General features: G+C 61.2%; 10 protein-coding genes. 3 read left to right on the top strand and 7 right to left on the bottom strand.

The features are described from left to right. Nucleotides 1-32: 32 nt before the first annotated feature. Nucleotides 33-659, bottom strand: a complete 627-nt coding sequence (locus ACVVH8_RS13850) for a TetR/AcrR family transcriptional regulator (RefSeq protein WP_475230824.1) — start codon at nucleotides 657-659, stop codon at nucleotides 33-35. Nucleotides 660-816: 157 nt separating this feature from the next. Here ACVVH8_RS13850 and ACVVH8_RS13845 point away from each other — a divergent pair, with 157 nt between their 5' ends. From ACVVH8_RS13845 to ACVVH8_RS13835, 3 genes are all read left to right on the top strand, one after another. Further along, nucleotides 817-2199: an aspartate aminotransferase family protein gene (locus tag ACVVH8_RS13845; protein WP_475230822.1), complete on the top strand. Its 1383-nt coding sequence runs from the start codon at nucleotides 817-819 to the stop codon at nucleotides 2197-2199. Between the two features lie 292 nt (nucleotides 2200-2491). After that, nucleotides 2492-4195: an amidase gene (locus ACVVH8_RS13840; protein WP_213028593.1), complete on the top strand. Its 1704-nt coding sequence runs from the start codon at nucleotides 2492-2494 to the stop codon at nucleotides 4193-4195. A gap of 463 nt (nucleotides 4196-4658) precedes the next feature. Continuing rightward, on the top strand, nucleotides 4659-5954 hold the full coding sequence (locus ACVVH8_RS13835) for an OprD family porin (RefSeq protein WP_475230820.1): 1296 nt from the start codon (nucleotides 4659-4661) through the stop codon (nucleotides 5952-5954). 14 nt (nucleotides 5955-5968) lie between these two features. Here ACVVH8_RS13835 and ACVVH8_RS13830 read toward each other — a convergent pair whose 3' ends face one another. From ACVVH8_RS13830 to eprS, 6 genes are all read right to left on the bottom strand, one after another. Then, complete coding sequence (locus ACVVH8_RS13830; protein WP_249412126.1) at nucleotides 5969-6322, bottom strand: hypothetical protein; 354 nt, start codon at nucleotides 6320-6322, stop codon at nucleotides 5969-5971. Nucleotides 6323-6552: 230 nt separating this feature from the next. Next, a complete protein-coding gene (locus tag ACVVH8_RS13825; RefSeq protein WP_103304950.1) occupies nucleotides 6553-6927 on the bottom strand; it encodes a hypothetical protein in 375 nt (124 codons plus the stop codon). Between the two features lie 240 nt (nucleotides 6928-7167). Then, complete coding sequence (locus ACVVH8_RS13820) at nucleotides 7168-9021, bottom strand: polyurethane esterase (protein ID WP_475231173.1); 1854 nt, start codon at nucleotides 9019-9021, stop codon at nucleotides 7168-7170. A gap of 215 nt (nucleotides 9022-9236) precedes the next feature. Next, nucleotides 9237-10925: a polyurethane esterase gene (locus tag ACVVH8_RS13815; RefSeq protein ID WP_475230818.1), complete on the bottom strand. Its 1689-nt coding sequence runs from the start codon at nucleotides 10923-10925 to the stop codon at nucleotides 9237-9239. Between the two features lie 64 nt (nucleotides 10926-10989). Next, the gene (locus ACVVH8_RS13810; RefSeq protein WP_475230816.1) at nucleotides 10990-14076 is read right to left on the bottom strand and encodes an autotransporter domain-containing protein; all 3087 of its coding nucleotides are present in this window, start codon (nucleotides 14074-14076) and stop codon (nucleotides 10990-10992) included. Nucleotides 14077-14314: 238 nt separating this feature from the next. Continuing rightward, nucleotides 14315-17266 carry an autotransporter serine peptidase EprS gene (eprS, locus tag ACVVH8_RS13805; RefSeq protein WP_475230814.1) on the bottom strand — a complete coding sequence of 984 codons (2952 nt, stop codon included), beginning with the start codon at nucleotides 17264-17266 and terminating at the stop codon, nucleotides 14315-14317. Nucleotides 17267-17305 lie beyond the last annotated feature (39 nt).

Below are 17305 nucleotides of genomic sequence, written 5' to 3'. Positions count from 1 at the left end.
CCAGCGGGAGCAAGCCCCCTCGCCACAGTTGATCAGCGGTCGTTCGGCTCCGGCGCCAGGCTCAGAATTCCATGGCAGATCAGCCCCAGCACACTGCGCATATGCCGCGCATGCGCTTCTCGATCTGGCGCCGCTTCGGTCGCCAGTCGAATAAACGCCATGTTCGCGTACTGGTTGAACAGCGTCGCCGCCACGTCGATATCGACGGACTCGCGGACTTTGCCCAGCGCCTGAAAATGCGTCAGCAACGCCTTGGTTTCCTCGATCACCGCCGCATTCCACGGGCTCAACGCCTGAGCCAGTTCGCCCGTGAGCAGAAACGGCGCCAACTCGCGCCATAGTGAAGCCGGCATGGCTTGCAGTTGGTAGTCGGTCATCAGCCCTTCGAACTCGCACAACGCCTCTAGCGGATCGCTGTCGTCATCGAGATTGGCTCGGGCCTCGCGCATGGCCTGCTCGTCCGGTTGCTTGAGCAATGCCAGCAAAATCTCCTGTTTGCCGCCGAAGTAGTTGGTCACTGTCGGCGCGGAAACCGCCGCTGCATTGGCGATCTGCTCCAGCGTGGTCGCGCCGAAGCCGTTGCTGATAAACAGTTCAAGGGCTGCCTGCGCAATGACTTCCCTGCGCTGTTCCTTTTGCCGCTCTCTGAGTCCGCTCATGTCGTGCCTGCTGTGCCTTGCCAATGCGCCTCAGCGTACGGATATCTTTTTCTACCGACAAATGTTTTCTTTACAAAAATATTTTTAAGTGACAAATATTAGCCGTGCACCGCTGGAATGAACGCACTCACTTGCCCAATTCTTTTGGAGATCAGTCATGTCCGCCGAACTCGATCCGACTCGCAGCACCCGTGATTTTCAAGTCGCCGACGCCGCCCACCACATTCACGCGTTTGTCGATCAGAAGGCGCTCAACGAGGAAGGCCCGCGGGTGATGGTCAGCGGCGATCGCCTGGCGTTGTGGGACAACGACGGCAATCGTTATCTGGATGGCATGTCCGGCCTGTGGTGCACCAACCTTGGTTACGGCCGCAAGGATCTGGCCGCCGCCGCGACCGCCCAGCTGGAACAGCTGCCCTACTACAACATGTTCTTCCACACCACTCACCCGGCCGTGATCGAACTGTCAGAGCTGTTGTTCAGCCTGCTGCCCAAGCACTACAGCCACGCGATCTACACCAACTCCGGTTCCGAAGCCAACGAAGTGCTGATCCGCACGGTGCGCAAGTTCTGGCAGGTGATGGGCAAGCCCGAGAAGAAAATCATGATCGGTCGCTGGAACGGTTACCACGGCTCGACCCTCGCAGCGACGGCGCTGGGCGGCATGAAGTTCATGCACGAAATGGGCGGCACCATTCCCGATGTGGCGCACATCGACGAGCCGTACTGGTTCGCCCACGAAGGTGATCTCAGCCCCGAAGAGTTCGGCCTGCGTGCGGCGCGCCAACTGGAAGAGAAGATTCTCGAACTGGGCGCCGACAAGGTGGCAGCTTTCGTCGCCGAACCGTTTCAGGGCGCTGGCGGGATGATCATTCCGCCAGCGACTTATTGGCCGGAAATCCAGCGCATCTGCCGCCAATACGATGTGCTGCTGTGTGCTGATGAAGTGATCGGTGGGTTCGGTCGCACCGGCGAGTGGTTCGCCCACCAGACTTTCAGTTTCGAGCCCGACACCCTGTCGATCGCCAAGGGCCTGACCTCCGGTTACATCCCCATGGGCGGCTTGATCCTTTCGCGGCGTATGGCTGAGGCACTGGTGGAAAAGGGTGGCGTGTTTGCTCACGGCCTCACCTACTCCGGGCACCCGGTCGCGGCTGCCGTGGCGATTGCCAACCTCAAAGCCTTGCGTGATGAAGGTGTGGTCACGCAGGTGAAAACCGATACCGGGCCTTACCTGCAAAACTGTCTGCGCGAAGTGTTTGGCAATCACCCGTTGGTCGGTGAGATTCAGGGTGTTGGTCTGGTGGCGGCGTTGCAATTCGCTGAGGACAAGGCGACTCGCAAGCGTTTTGCCAACGAGAACGACATCGCCTGGCGCTGCCGTACGATCGGGTTTGAGGAAGGGTTGATCATTCGTTCGACGTTGGGCCGGATGATCATGGCGCCGGCGCTGATTGCCAGCCGTGCGGAGCTTGATGAGCTGATCGACAAGACGCGGATTGCGGTGGATCGTACGGCGCGGGAGTTTGGTGTCCTGTGATCAACTGAGCATCCCCCGTCCTTGTGGGAGCTGGCTTGCCAGCGAAGAGGCCAGCACAATCGATATTGAGTTGACTGACCCACCGCCATCGCTGGCAAGCCAGCTCCCACAGGGGATTGCATTTCACCCACAAAAAATTTGGCGGGGTATCAATCCCGCCGATTACTCGGCGCCCGGCATGGTGTTAAATAGGCGCCAGTCTTAACCTTGTCGCTTAAAGCCGTGCCACGAGAACCGCTATGAACACCCATTCCAAAAAGAACGTCGCCCCACTGCAAACGGCGGTGACCGCATGATCGAAGTCACTGAAGTTTCCATTGCGCAACTGCGCGCCGCGCTTGAATCCGGCCAGACCACCTCGGTTGAGCTGGTGCAGGCCTATCTCGCTCGCATCGATGCCTACGACGGCGCCGACACGCCGACCGCACTCAACGCGGTGGTCGTACGCAATCCCGAAGCGCTGAACGAAGCACGGGCCTCCGACGCTCGCCGCGCCAAAGGCGAAACCCTGAGCCCGCTCGACGGCATCCCCTACACCGCCAAGGACAGCTATCTGGTCAAAGGCCTGACCGCAGCGTCCGGCAGCCCGGCCTTCGCTGATCTGGTTGCCTACCGCGATGCGTTCACCATCGAGCGCCTGCGCGCCGCCGGGGCAATCTGCCTGGGCAAAACCAATATGCCGCCGATGGCCAATGGCGGAATGCAGCGCGGGGTGTATGGCCGCGCTGAAAGCCCGTACAACGCCGACTACCTCACCGCGCCGTTCGCCTCCGGCTCATCGAATGGCGCCGGCACCGCCACGGCGGCCAGTTTTGCCGCGTTCGGCCTGGCTGAAGAAACCTGGTCGAGCGGTCGCGGCCCGGCGTCGAACAATGGCTTGTGCGCCTACACCCCTTCGCGTGGGGTGATTTCGGTGCGCGGCAACTGGCCGCTGACGCCGACCATGGACGTGGTCGTGCCGTACGCTCGCACCATGGCCGACCTGCTCGAAGTCCTCGACATTGTTGTTGCCGAAGATCCGGATACCCGTGGCGACCTGTGGCGCCTGCAACCGTGGGTACCGATCCCGAGCGTCAGCTCCGTGCGCCCCGCCGCTTACGCCGAACTGGCTGCCGACCGCACTGCACTGGCCGGCAAGCGTTTCGCCGTGCCGCGCATGTTCATCAACGCCGATCCTGAGGCGGGCACCAGCGAAGCGCCGGGTATTGGTGGCCCGACCGGCCAACGCATCAACACCCGCGCTTCGGTAATCGATTTGTGGAAACAGGCACGTCAGGCCCTCGAAGCCGCTGGCGCTGAAGTGATCGAGACGGACTTCCCGCTGGTGTCCAATTGCGAAGGCGATCGCCCCGGCGCGCCGACCGTGTTCACCCGTGGGCTGGTGTCGAAAGAGTTCCTCCACCATGAACTGTGGGATCTGACGGCTTGGGCGTTCGACGACTTCCTGCAAGCCAACGGCGATCCGAAGCTCAATCGTCTGGTCGACGTCGATGGGCCAAAGATTTTCCCGCACGACCCGGGCACTCTGCCGAACCGGGAAGGCGACCTCGCCGCTGGCATGGATGAATACGTGCGCATGGCCGAGCGCGGCATCACGCCGTGGAATGAAATCTCCACCGTGCCCGATGGCCTGCGCGGCCTCGAACAGACGCGGCGTATCGATCTCGAAGACTGGATGGACAAGCTGGGCCTCGACGCCGTGTTGTTCCCGACCGTCGCCGACGTCGGCCCAGCGGACGCGGACGTGAACCCGGTGTCAGCCGATATCGCTTGGAGCAACGGCATCTGGGTCGCCAACGGCAACCTCGCGATCCGTCACCTCGGCGTACCGACCGTCACCGTGCCGATGGGCGTGATGGCCGACATCGGCATGCCGGTCGGTCTGACCTTCGCCGGTCGTGCCTATGACGATTCAAGCTTGCTGCGCCTGGCCGCAGCATTTGAATCGACAGGCAGCAAACGCCTGATCCCGCCACGCACCCCGCCACTGTCGTAACGCGATCAAACCTGATGGGGCAGCCGACAGAAATGTTGCCTGACCCACCGCAATCGCTGGCAAGCCAGCTCCCACAGGGATCGAGGGTGTGTCCACCATTGATGGCAACACACAAAAACCTGTGGGAGCGCGCCTGCTCGCGAATACGCACTGTCAGCCAGAGTAGATTTGCCTGACCCACCGCAATCGCTGGCAAGCCAGCTCCCACAGGGATCCAGGGTGTGCCCACCATTGATGGCAGCACACAAAAAACCTATGGGAGCTGGCTTGCCAGTGTGTATCCATGATTGATGGCAACACACAAAACCTGTGGGAGCTGGCTTGCCAGCGATGGCGTCAGCGCATTCACATCCTGAATGTCTGACCCACCACTCCAGCCCCGCCAACTGAGCACATACGCTCAATCCACTCGCCCACAATCAATCGATCATCAGAGCCACTTTTTTCTTGTTGGCCACCGACCATGATCGAATCCGCGCCATCGCGTATCACCCTGTTATTACTACTGTGCGGACTGACCGAAACGGCTGCCGCCGACGGCTTTTTCGACGATGCCAAGTCCGAAGTGCTCAGCCGCAACTTCTTTCTAAGCAACGACTACTGCTCACCCTCTCCCACCGGTAAAAACTACAAACAGGAATGGGCACAAGGGTTTATCGGCACTTTCTCATCCGGTTTCACAGACGGCACGATTGGATTTGGCATCGACGCTCACGCCTTTGCCGGTCTGAAACTGGATGGCGGCAAAGGTCACTCCGGCACTGGCTTGCTGCCGGTAGACAGCGACGGTCGCAGCGAAAACGATTATTCCAGTGCCGGTGGCGCATTGAAGTTGAAAGCCTCGCGCAGCACGTTGGCGTTTGGCGAAATGACCGTGGAAACCCCAGTATTCGACACCGCCGACAAACGCCTGCAACCGGAGTACGCCACGGGTTTTCTGCTCACCAGCCGGGAGATCGACAACATCAATCTGCAGGCCGGGCATTTCACGGCGTTCAAGAATCAGGACAGCGCTTCCGGCAAAGGCGATTTCTACGGCTACGGCGCCAACACCGAACACGGCTCAATCAACTTTCTCGGTGTCGATCTGTTCGGCGACAGTCCGTTGGGCGGTGCTGTGTATGCGTCCGAGCTGACGGACACCTGGCATCAGTACTACGGCAACCTGCACTTCAAGCAGGCCGGCATATTCCTCGACGCCAACCTCTACCACACCCGCGATACGGACCGGGCGCTGGCCGGTGCGATCGACAACACCGCGTTCAGCCTGTCGGGCAAGTACACCGTTGGCCCACACGCGGTAATGCTCGGCTGGCAGCGGATCGACGGCGACACGCCCTTCGATTTCGTCGGCGGCGACTCGATCTACCTCGCCAACTCGATCAAATACGCCGACTTCAACGGCGCCGGTGAACGTTCGTGGCAAGCGCGCTACGACCTCGACCTCGGGGCGTTCGGGATTCCCGGTCTCAATTTCATGACCCGCTACGTCAGCGGCAATCACATCGACGGCACCCACGCGCCCAAGGGCGGCGCCTACAACCCGTTCGCTGCCGACAGCGCCGAATTCCAGCCGCAGCAAGGGGATGGCGGCAAACACTGGGAGCGCGACATCGACTTGAAATACATCGTGCAGTCGGGGGCAGCGAAGGATTTGTCCGTGCAGCTGTCGCACGTTTCGCATCGGGCGAATAGCGCTCAGGCGGGGGATGACATTGACCGGATCTACGTGGTGGTTCAGTACCCGCTGGGGTTCTGATTGCAGCCAGCCTTTTACTTTGGCATCGACTGGATGATCTCGGTCAGATCGTCTTTGGTTATTTCGTTGGCCTTGATCGCCGCGGCGATATCGCTTCTGGACAAGGGAAACCGCTTGAAGACCTCTTTCAGCGTCTCGGCGTCGATGTTTTCCAGCCACAGCGGATCAATCAGAGAGCCGCCGTACTTGGGCTCCATCGTGACTGTCTGGTAATCGATCGGACCTTTGTGATTGAAGTACACCAGGTAACGGGTAAATCCCTCCGGGTAGCTTCGATCTTCATAGAGGGTGGTGCCCATTGGCAGCACATAGCTGTTTTCATCACCGCCAGGCCCGCCGATCAGCAGCGGCTCCGTGGTTCTGATCATGGGCATTCCACGCGTCACTGAGGCGTAAGTGACCACGTAGTACAGCCAAGCCAATGCGGCTGCATTCGCGCCTGTCAGCAAAGTGCAGCAGAGCACGACAAGTCGAGTGGTCTTTCTCAAGTAGGTCACCGCCAGTCCATTGTCAGGGTGAGCGGATATTACAGGGCTGAAGGCTGTTGCAGATCAAAAGATCACAGCCTTCAGCAATTCCTACCCTGGACTGGAGTGGGTTATTGGTCCAGGGTCATGCCCGGGATGGTGTTGTCGCAGCTCAGGTATTGCCCGCCACGCCGGGCTACTTCGCCCTGCAGGCGCTGGCAACGTTCATAGTCCTGTTGCGCCATGCGGTCGATGCTCAGGTTGCCGGTGGTTTGCGGTTGTTTGCCGTCACCCAGGCGAATCGTCACGAACGGTTGTTCGGGCTGGATCTGAAAGCGGCTTTTTTCTTCAACCGGTTCGATCACTTCGCTTTTGGTCGGGCTCGGCAATTGCTCAGGGGTGATTCCGTAGCGGCTCAGAATCGAGCTTTGAGGCAGATCGGCACTGGCATTGGCCGATAACAGCGCCAGCCCTGCAACCCCGATAAACCTCTTGAAACCTTTCACGTTTGAATCTCCTGTACTCGTTGGCGGCTAGCTATAGAACGTGCGCGCACGTGCTGGCTTTAGGCCGCATTTCCTGTTTGCACAGGCTTTGAGTCAGGGAATGGCTGCTGAGTCACTTTTGATACCGCGTTATCGTTCTTCGGGAGCAAGCCCCCTCCCACATTGGATCGGTGTCGATCACAAATCCAATGTGGGAGGGGGCTTGCTCCCGAAGAGGCCCTTACAGGCGCCACATCAACATCAGGCGATCACAATTCCATCGCCACTCAAACTCCCCAGCGACACACCAACCAACGTCACCGAATCGCCGCCGAACTTCAGCACGGTATCCTGCCCGACCGCCGTGGCATGGGCGCGGAAGTCATCGCCAGGCAACACACCCTGCACACCCAGAAACACCAGTTTGTCGTTGGACGTGAACCCCACCACCCGATCCTGCCCGAACGCGCCGTTGAACAGGAACGTATCCGCCCCGCCCCCCGACTCCATCAGGTCATTACCGGCGCCACCAACAAACACATCGTTGCCCGCTCCACCGATCAAGTGATCATTGCCATCGAGCCCGAACAACCAGTCACCACTGGCCTGCGCCTTCAGCGTATCGACGCCATTGCTGCCTTTGACGCTGGATTCGTAAGCGGTGAGATTGTTGCCAACCTTCAAGCCGCTGGCCGTGACGCTGTGGGTCACATCGTCCTTGAACAGCCCCCAGAGGAAGCCCGGCTCCTTGGTGACGATGCTGCCGATGTCGCGAGTGATGCTGATCCCGCCGTTGGCATCGCGGATGTACAGGTTGCCCGCGCCGTCATTGGCGAAGTCGAAGGTGTTCACCGATTTCTGCAGGTCGAGGGTATTGCTGCCCTGCCCGCCAAGGATGATGTTGTAACCGCCGCCATCACGGAACGTGTCGTTGCCGGCGCGGCCTTCCAGGTAGTCGTTGCCGCTGCCGCCCTGAATCAGGTCATTGGCGTCGCTGCCGATGATGAAGGTGCTGCCCTTGTGGGTTTCGGCGTTGCGGTTGAGGTCCTGCACCCAGGTGTTGGCGCGCGCGGGGTCCGACAGGTTGGCGACGATGATCGTCGAGTCCTTGCTGGTCAGGTCGTAGAACTTCGACTCGATCACCCGGTTCATGCCGTCGCCATAGGCAGTCGGTAAATGCGAGATCCAGGTCGGAATGTTGAGGATCGAGTACGGCAGCAGATTCCACGCGGTTGATGCGTAGTGGTCGTTGAAACTGACGATGTTGTCGGTGGCCGATTCCTTCGGCGCATCGTGTACGCCGATCGAGGCGCCGGTGAAAGTCGAGCCATCGAGGGCGCGGAACACCGGGTCGTTTTCGTAGCCGACGTTGAGCACCTTGTCGGTGCTGCTCTGGGTCGGTGAGGCGTAGGCGATGTAGTTGGAGTCTTTGAAGAAGCCGCCCCACTTGCCGCCGCTCAAATCCGCCATGCTGTTGACCGCGAGCCCGCCGAGGCTGTGGCCGCTGACCAGCACGTCCTTGCCGGTGAGGCCGTTGGCCTTGGCGAACGCGACCACGTCATTGAGCAGATTGCCGAACGCTTCACCGACGTAGTTCTTGGCGTAATCCTTTGGGCCGAACGCGGCGAGCAAGTCGTTGATCACGTCGCCGATGGAGTCGAGGATCAGGTTCTCACGCGGGCCGCTGGTGCCGCGAAAGGCAACGCCGATTTCCGTGAGATGGCCCCGGGCGTCGTACTTGCCGAGAATCTCGACCTGAGCCGTGGTGTAACCGGCCTTCTCGCCAAAGAAGGTTCCCCGGGCGTCGGTCTTGCCTTCGTAACCCAGTTGCGAAGCGGTGATCGGCGTCCAGCCAGCCTTTTTCACGGCTTCGAGCGCGAGTTTTTCAGAATCGGGGTTCCACGGAACGCCGGGGATGACGCCTTGGGAATCAGTCCCTCCGAGCAACGCCGTGACCAGCGTAGCGGGCAGACCAATGCCGAAGCCGTTGTGCTGATAACCGGCGGCAAAGCCGTTATCGAGGTTGTGGTAGGAATACAGCGTGATCGCCATGGCATCGCTGAACAGCGCCTTGGAATCGGCTGTACTGAAGTTTTTGTAGTCATACACACCCATTGCCATTGCCTCTCTTTTGTTGGAATTGTCAGAGATAGCTCACAGCCAGGGCGCCCCACGGGGACGCCCCGGAGCATTTCAAAACTACTTGCTTTGCTTTTTAACTGTAGGAGTGAGCCTGCTCGCGATGAGGTTGTGTCAGGCAACATGGATGGAGACTGACTCACCGCTATCGCGAGCAGGCTCACTCCTACAGGGTTTGCCTTAAGGAGTGACTAAGCGAAAACGAAACTCGAGTCCGACAGGTTAGCCACGCCAACCCCGACCAGCGTCACGGCATACTCGCCAATCTTCAGCACGGTGTCGCTGCCGGCCTGCGCCGCATGCTGCTTGTAGTCGTAGCCCTGCCCCGCGCCTTCGACGCCCATGAACACCAGTTTGTCGCTGCCCTGATAACCGTTGATGGCATCGAAACCGAAGGCGCCGCTGAACAGGAAGGTGTTGTTGCCACCCACCGCCGTCATCACGTCGTTGCCGGCGCCACCGACAAAGGTCACATGGCCCTTGTCACTGATCAGCTTGTCGTCGCCACCCAGACCGAACAGCCAGTCACCGTCGGCGCTCGCGTGCAGTGCATTACCGTAGCCATCGCCGCTCAGCGAATGGTTGTACTGGGTCAGTTCGCTGCCATTGGTCAAACCCTTGGCCGTGACGCCCCAGGTGATTTCCTTGCTGCCCCACCACGAACCCGACTCCTTGCTCACCAGCGCGCCGATGTCGCGGGTCATGCTGATGCCGCCGTAGGCGTCGCGCACATACAGCGTGCCGTCACCGTCGTTGGCGAAGCTGAAGTTCTGCAGTGGTTTCTGCAATTCGAAGGTGTTGTGGCCCTGACCGCCGAGGAGGATGTTGTAACCGCCGTCATCGCGGAAACGGTCATCGCCGCCCAGGCCTTCGAGGAAGTCGTTGCCCGCCCCGCCCTTGAGCCAGTCGCTGCTTTGCGTGCCGATGATGAAGGTGCTACCGGTGTGCGGCTCGCCGCTGCGGCCCAGGTCCTCGACCCAGGTTTTACCCCGCGACGCTTCTTCAAGGTTGGAGACGATGATTGTCGAATCCTTGTGAGTCAGGCCGTAGAACTTCGAATCGATCACCCGATTCAAACCGTCGGCATAACCCAGCGAGCTGTGCGCCGACCAGTTCAGCGGGTTGACGATGCTGAACGGCACGAGGTTCTGTGCAGTCGACGCATAGTTGTCGTTGAAATTGACGATGTTGTCAGTGCTCGAATCGTGCGGCTTGTCGTGCTTGCCCATCGAAGCGGTGCTGAACGTGGTGCCGTCGAGCACTCGGAACACCGGATCGTTCTCGTAACCGATGTTCAGCACATTGTTGCCGGTGCTGCTCTGGGTCGGCGAGGCAAAGGACACGTAGTTGGCATCCTTGAAGAAGCCGCCCCAGTTGCTCGCGCTCAACTCGGCCACGCTGTTGACCCCGAGCCCGCCGAGGCTGTGGCCGCTGATCAACACGTCTTTGGCCGCGATGCCGTGCGCGAGGGAAAACGCCGCGACTGCCTTGAGCAGATTGTCGAAGGCGTTTTTCGCGTATTGAGTCGCGTAATCCGACGGCCCGATGGCCGCCAGCAGATTGTTCTTCATGTCACCGAAGGTGTCGCTGTAACCCAGCCCACCCGTGCCACGAAAGGCCACGCCAATACCGATCAACTTGCCGGCGGCATCGTACTTGCCGAGCACTTCGGCCTCGGCGCTAGTGAAGCCGTCCTTCTCGCCGAAGAACGTGCCCTGCGCACCGACCTTGCCCTGATAACCCAGCGCCGTCGCACTGACCGGCTTCCACGCGGTGCCCGGCAAGGCTTGCCCGGTCGGCGTGTAGGCATACAGCGTCAGGGCGATGGCATCGCTGTACAACGCTTTGCCATCGGCATTTTTGTAATCGAACAGTCCCATGTTGTGCTCTCTCTTCCTTCAAATCAGTGCTGGCAGTCCCTTCTGGAACTGCCAGCACCCTCCTTTAGAACTGCCAGTCGAGGGTCAGACCCACACCGTGGTCCTTCTCGTTGTTACCGATCAGTCCGTTGTAATCCAGGTTGACCCGGACATCGCGATTGAGCGCCAGCCCGGCACGCACGCCGACCACCGCCGCATCACGATCCATCGACACACTCTGCACAGTGAACGCGCTGTTGCCATTGGCGAACGCCAGGTGGCTGTCAGCATCGACGCTGCTCAGGTTGTGCTGCCAGCCCAGGCTTGCGCCCAGTTCCAGCTGATGTTTTTCCGACAATGCAAAGGTGCGCTTGGCGCGTACGCCAAGGGTCGACAGCACTACATCGCGGTTGTCCTCGCCGCCCTTGAGCGCCGCCGCATCACCCTTTTCGGTGAAGCTTTCGGTGTTCAAATGCACGTACGACAAGTTGGCGAACGGCTCCAGATTCATCGGTTGCAGGCGCAGATCGTAAGCCGCTTCGGTGAACACTTGGGTCGTCGCTGCATCGTGTTTGGTCTTTTGTTTACTGCCGATGTCCCCAATCTGCAGGTCACGTTTCACATCCACGCGATGCCAGCTGTACGCCGCACCGGCAGTCAGGCGCAGGGCATCGATTTCATGCCCCAGGTACGCACCCAAGTGGTAACTGTCGACGGACGCCGACGAATGCGTGCCACTGCCCATGCTCAACGAGCTGTCGCTATAACCGGTAACGAAACCCAGGCGCGTATCTTCAGCAATCAAGCCGTCGACACCGGCAAGCAAGCCACCGATTGAGCTGTTGGAGTCGGCATTGTCATGCCCGCCATCGCTCTTGCCCCAGGCGCCCAGCACCTTGACCCAAGCGTTGCTGCGATCATCGGTCGGCGCACCGGCGTCGAACAGATCACTCTCACGCAGGCGCTCGCCCACCGCTTCACGCAGGTAACGGCTGTCGTTGATCAGCATTGTGCCGATGGCCGGATGAATCTCGCCGGACAGTTGCTGGAAGGCTTGTTGCGCCGACGCCGCGTTTGGCGACAGCAGCAGGGTTTCGAACAGCGCATTGCCGGCGCCCAGACGCTCGGCGGCAGCACCGACGGCACGCTGGTTCGGGGTCAGGCCGACGCTGGCGAACGAGGCGTCGTTACGCCCCACCGCCAGTTGAATGCCGTTCGCCGAGTACGCCAACGTACCGCCGAGGAACGCGTAATCCGGCAACACCTGCCCGAAGCGCCCTTCAATACCGCCCGCCGCTTGCAGAATGTTGTACTGGGTGCCGAGCAGGCTTTGCACTTCGTTGGTGGTCAGCAGCGTCGGGCTGTTTTCCAGCGACATGGTGACTGTCGCGCCTTCAATCACAGCCTTACCGGTAGCGATGATCTGGTCGCTGCTGGTCGGCGACAGTTCGACCGCATAGGTCGAGCCGGGCGCGAAGGTCACGTCACCGGCGACGTTCATCGTGCCGATCGAATTGCCCGGGGCCACGGTGCCGCCCTTGCTCACCGACAGCGCGCCGATGTGGCCGTTACCGCCGAGGATACCGCCGTCATTCACGGTGACTGCCGAGGCCAGCGAACCGTTGATGGCCAGCCGTCCCTGATTGACCAGGGTCGGGCCGCTGTAGGTGTTGTTGCCGGTCAGCACCAGGGTGCCGATGCCTTGTTTGGTCAGGCCACCGTGACCGGAAATGTCGTTGCGCCAGGTGTCGAGGCCGCAGGTAATGTCGGTGCACACGCGCTCGGTCGGTTTGCCCTGATCGATGATCGCGCCGATGCCCGGCAGGTCGGCGACGAATTGCCCGGAGCCGTAGGCACCCTGAACACGGAATTCCTCGGGAATATCCTGCTCGGTGACGAACATCGACGGGCCATCAATGCCCTTGCGCAGATTGATCATGCCCCAGCCGTACAAAGCGTCGATGCCCGGTGCGCCGAGGTCGGTCGCGGTGGTGCGCAACACGGTGGCGACCTGCTCGCCAGTCATGTACGGGAAGCGCTCCATCAGCACCGCCATCGAACCGGCCACATGCGGCGCGGCCATGGACGTGCCGTTGTAATTTTTGTAGCCGGTGGTCAGGTTGTCGGCGTTGGTGCCTTCGATGATCGAGCTGAAGATTTTCGTACCCGGTGCCGAAACGCAGAAGCTCGCGGTGTAGCCGCAGCGCGAGGAAAACGTACTCATGATGTAAGGGTTGGCACTGGCCAGATCCGGGTTCTTCTGCAACGCGGCGACGGTGATCCAGTTCGGCGCGATTTCCGGAACGAAATAGCCGAGGCCGGCGATGGCGTCCGGGTTGTTGAGGTTGTAGTCGTTACCGGCGGCAAAGATCGTGACGATACCGCTGCGTGCGGCGGCGATCGCACCGTCATAGGCACCACCGGGTTTGGTGCCCAGCAGCGTGCGGATCTCGTTGAACTGTACCTGCGCGTCGTTGACGGTGAAGTGCGGGTACGCCGGGTCGCGACCGCCAAGGTCGAAACGGTCGGTGATGCCGATACCCCAGCTGTTGTTGATGATCCGCGCGCCACTGGCGATCAGTGCATCCCAACCGGCCTTGTATACCGCGCCGTCGTTACCGCGCACGATGCCGTCTTCCGGACCCGGATCGCCGTTGTCGGCGCTGATGATTTGCGCACCGAACGCGACGCCGTGCATCGGCCCGCCGTCACGACTGCCCGCCGCAATACCGCCGACGTGGGTGCCGTGGGCGCCGAGTTTGCCGTCGGAACCGACCGAGGGCGAACCGTCATAACGGAACGCGTCCCCGGCTTTGACCGGGATGTACGGGTCGGTGTATTCGCGGATCCCGCTGGTGACCAGGGTGATGACTTTGTTGCTGCCGGAAAACTCCGGGTGTGCGGCGTAAACCGGCTGGTCGAAGATCCCCAGCTTCACGCCTTTGCCGGTGTAACCAGCGGCGTAAGCGTGATCGGCACCAATGGCGCCCAGGCCCCAGTCAGCCTGGAACTCGGCGCTGCGCCAGCTTGACGGATCGCCCGTACGACCGTTTTCCACGTAAGGCGCGGCGTGTGCCGTGCCCCAGGTGGTGAGCGCGTACAACACGGCGCAAGTCAGTGTTTTGAGGGCAAAGCGGCCACCCGTTTGCGCGGGGGTTTTATTGTTATTCATCCAGCGACCTTCCTTAGTTATGTTGCGAAAAATCCTGATCGTTCCCACGCTCCGCGTGGGAATACCTCCAGGGACGCTCTGCGTTCAGTGACGCGGAGCGTCACGGGCTGCGTTCCCACGCAGAGCGTGGGAACGATCAATCAACTCGGTTTTTTGAGAGACCGCAGGGGGCCGCTTCGCGCCCCATCGGGAATAAATCCCCTCGCCACAGGTATGTGAGCAGCCGTGAATCCGTGGTTCAGAACTGCCAGTTCAGGCTCAACCCAACGCCATGGCTCTTCTCGCGACTGGCCAGTTGTCCGTTGTAATCAAGGTTCACCCGCACGTCTTTGCTCAAGGCCAGGCTGGCCTGCACGCCGACCAGCGCGGCATCGCGCACCAGCGCCGAACTCTCCACGCTGTAAGGCGCGCCGCCGCTGGCGAAACGCAGATGCTGTTCAGATTCGATGTCGCTCAAGCTGTGCTGCCAGCCGAGGTGGCCACTGACATCCAGCGACTGCTGATTCGCCAGGTTGAACGTCTTGATCGCCCGCACGCCGAGGGTGCTCAGCACCGCGTCACGTTGATCGCCGGAGCTTTTCAGCGCCGCCGCGTCGCCCTTCTCGGTCAAGCCTTCAGTGTCCACATGCACGTAAGCGAGATTGGCGAACGGCTCCAGCACCAATGGTTGCAGGTGCAGTCGATAGGCCGCTTCGCCGAACACTTGGGTCGTGACGGCATCGACCTTGGCTTTCTGTTTGGCGCTGACGTTGGCGTATTGCAGATCACGCTTCACATCGGCGCGATGCCAGCTGTAAGCCGCGCCGGTGCTCAAGCGCCAGGCACCGATTTCATGCCCGGCATAAGCGCCGAGGTGATAACTGTCGACCTTGGCCGACGAGTGCGTGCCCGAGCCCATGCTCAGTGAACTGTCGCTGTAACCGGTAACCAGACCTATGCGCGTCTGCTCGTCCAGCGCGCCGTCGACACCGGCCAGCAAGCCGCCAAGCGAGGTGCTGTAACCCGCCGTGTCGTGGCTTGAATCAGTCGTGCCCCAGGCGCCCAGTGCCTTGATCCAGCCGTTGTTTTGGGTTGCCGAGGCATCGTGCAGGCGTTCGCCCACGGCATCGCGCAATTGACGGCTGTCGTTGATCAGCATCGAACCGAGGGCCGGGTAAATCTCGCCACTCAGTTGCTGGAACGCTTGTTGCGCGGAGGCGGCGTCGGCCGACAGCAGCACGCTTTCGTAGACTGCGTTGCCGGCACCCAGGCCCTCGACCGCAGCAGCGACCGAGCGCTGATTCGGGGTCTGGCCGACGCTGGCAAACGTACTCGCGTTACGTTCGATATCGAGTTGGATGCCGTTGGCGGTGTAGTCGAGGTTGCCGCCGATGAATAGGTAGTTCGGCAGCACGGCAGCGAACTGGCCCTGAATGCCTCCGGCCGCTTGCAGGATGTTGTACTGACGACCGAGCAGGCTTTGCGTCTCGGCGGTGCTGAGCAAGGTCGGGCTGTTTTCCAGCGACAGGCTGACGATGGCGCCGCTGACGCTGGCGCTGCCGCCGGCAACGATGCGGTCACTGCTGGTAGGCGACAGCTCAACGGCGTAAGTCGAACCCGGCGCGAAGTGAACGTCGCCCGCCACGTTCAAGGTGCCGATGGAATTGCCCGGCGCCACGCGACCGCCAGTGTTGGCCGTCAGCGCAGCGATCCGCCCGGAACCACCCAGTGTGCCGCCGTCATTGACAGTGACCGCCGAAGCCAGCGCACCGTTGACGCTCAACAAGCCGCCGTTGACCGTGGTCGGGCCACGGAAGGTGTTGTCCCCGGTGAGATACAGGCGTCCGGCGCCGGATTTGATCAGGCTGCCCTGATAAACCCGCGTCGCCGCTGCCGCATCACGCGCCGTGCCGATGGCGTAATCGGTCTGATCCTGCTGACTGGCGCCGGCCGCAACGCCGTTTTGCCAGCCCTTGTCTTGCAAGGTCTGCTGCCACGCTGAGTGTTCGGCGAGGTCTTCACTCTGGCGCTGAAGCAGTGCCTTGTCGGAAATGTCATTGCTCCAGACATCGCTCTGCCCGGCCGCCAGATTGGCGTCAAACGCGCCGAGCAATTGGCCCGGCCCGCGCATCGCCCGGTTCAGGTTGGCCACGCCCCAGCCGACCCGCTCGGTGGGCGCGTCAGTGACTGATCCGTCGAGTTGCGTGGCCGTGGTCAGCAGGGTTTCCAGCGCCTGCTGGTTGTTCATGTACGGGTAACGCTCCATCACCAGCGCCAGCGCGCCGGTCGCGTGCGGCGCCGACATCGAGGTGCCGGACTTGATCGCGTAGCCACCATCGGGGATGGTGCTGTCGATCTTCGCCCCCGGCGTGGTGATGCACCAGTATTTGGCGAGGCCGCACTGGTTGTACTTCTGTTGATTGCTCTGATCGAGCCCGGACACGGCCAGCCAGTGACCTTCAAGATCCGGCTGAAAGTACGGCAGCGCCGAGCGCACGCTGGCATTCGGGTAGCCACTGTTGCCGGCGCTGAACACGTTGATCACGCCGCGCCGCGACACGTCGGCAGCGGCGTCGAGCCAGGTGCCTTTGTTCCAGTGCTGGGCGTAAGCGGCGTGCAGATCGGCCAGTGTGCGATAGCTGACATCCGGCGGTTGACTGCCCCAGCTGTTGTTGATGGCGCGGACGCCGGCATCAGCCAGTGCGTCGTAGGCCGCTTTGAAATAGCGCGGGTCGGGATTGGGGCCGAACAGGAAACTGTCGTTCTTGTTGGTGTTACCGACGTAGATCTGCGCGTTGTACGCCACGCCATGCATGCCCGTGCCATCGCGGGAGGCGCCCATGGTGCCGACGACGTGGGTGCCGTGGGAATCGTTGTTGGCGTTGAGGGTGCCGTCGACGTTGAACGGTGATCCATCGACGTAACTTCCGCTGGTCAACACCGGGTGATAGCGGTCAGTGGCGAACTCGGGATGGGCTGCGTAAAACCCGGAATCGAGGGCGCCGATTTTCACGCCTTTGCCGGTGATGCCGGCAGCGTAGGCCTGGTCGGTCTGCATGCGCTCAAGCCCCCAGTCACGCAGGAACTCGGCGCTGCGCCAGCTGGCGGGATCGCTGGGTTTGCCGACTTCCAGGTACTGTGCCTGGGCCTGGGAAACGGAGACTGCGAGCAACAGGGTGCCGACCGAAATCGACTTGATGCGTACTTCCATGTTCACCACTCTCTTTTATTGTTTTATGCAGGTTTTTCT

Source organism: Pseudomonas trutticola BRTCR10 (assembly GCF_056155105.1).
Note: the sequence above shows the minus strand (reverse complement) of the source record. Positions and strands in the feature narration are given on the sequence as shown.

Excerpts from the sequence above, each read along its gene's own strand:
- ACVVH8_RS13850 (WP_475230824.1), bottom strand. The coding sequence starts at position 659 with ATGAGCGGACTCAGAGAGCGGCAAAAGGAACAGCGCAGGGAAGTCATT.
- ACVVH8_RS13845 (WP_475230822.1), top strand. The coding sequence starts at position 817 with ATGTCCGCCGAACTCGATCCGACTCGCAGCACCCGTGATTTTCAAGTC.
- ACVVH8_RS13840 (WP_213028593.1), top strand. The coding sequence starts at position 2,492 with ATGATCGAAGTCACTGAAGTTTCCATTGCGCAACTGCGCGCCGCGCTT.
- ACVVH8_RS13835 (WP_475230820.1), top strand. The coding sequence starts at position 4,659 with ATGATCGAATCCGCGCCATCGCGTATCACCCTGTTATTACTACTGTGC.
- ACVVH8_RS13830 (WP_249412126.1), bottom strand. The coding sequence starts at position 6,322 with ATGATCAGAACCACGGAGCCGCTGCTGATCGGCGGGCCTGGCGGTGAT.
- ACVVH8_RS13820 (WP_475231173.1), bottom strand. The coding sequence starts at position 9,021 with ATGGGTGTGTATGACTACAAAAACTTCAGTACAGCCGATTCCAAGGCG.
- ACVVH8_RS13815 (WP_475230818.1), bottom strand. The coding sequence starts at position 10,925 with ATGGGACTGTTCGATTACAAAAATGCCGATGGCAAAGCGTTGTACAGC.
- ACVVH8_RS13810 (WP_475230816.1), bottom strand. The coding sequence starts at position 14,076 with ATGAATAACAATAAAACCCCCGCGCAAACGGGTGGCCGCTTTGCCCTC.
- eprS (WP_475230814.1), bottom strand. The coding sequence starts at position 17,266 with ATGGAAGTACGCATCAAGTCGATTTCGGTCGGCACCCTGTTGCTCGCA.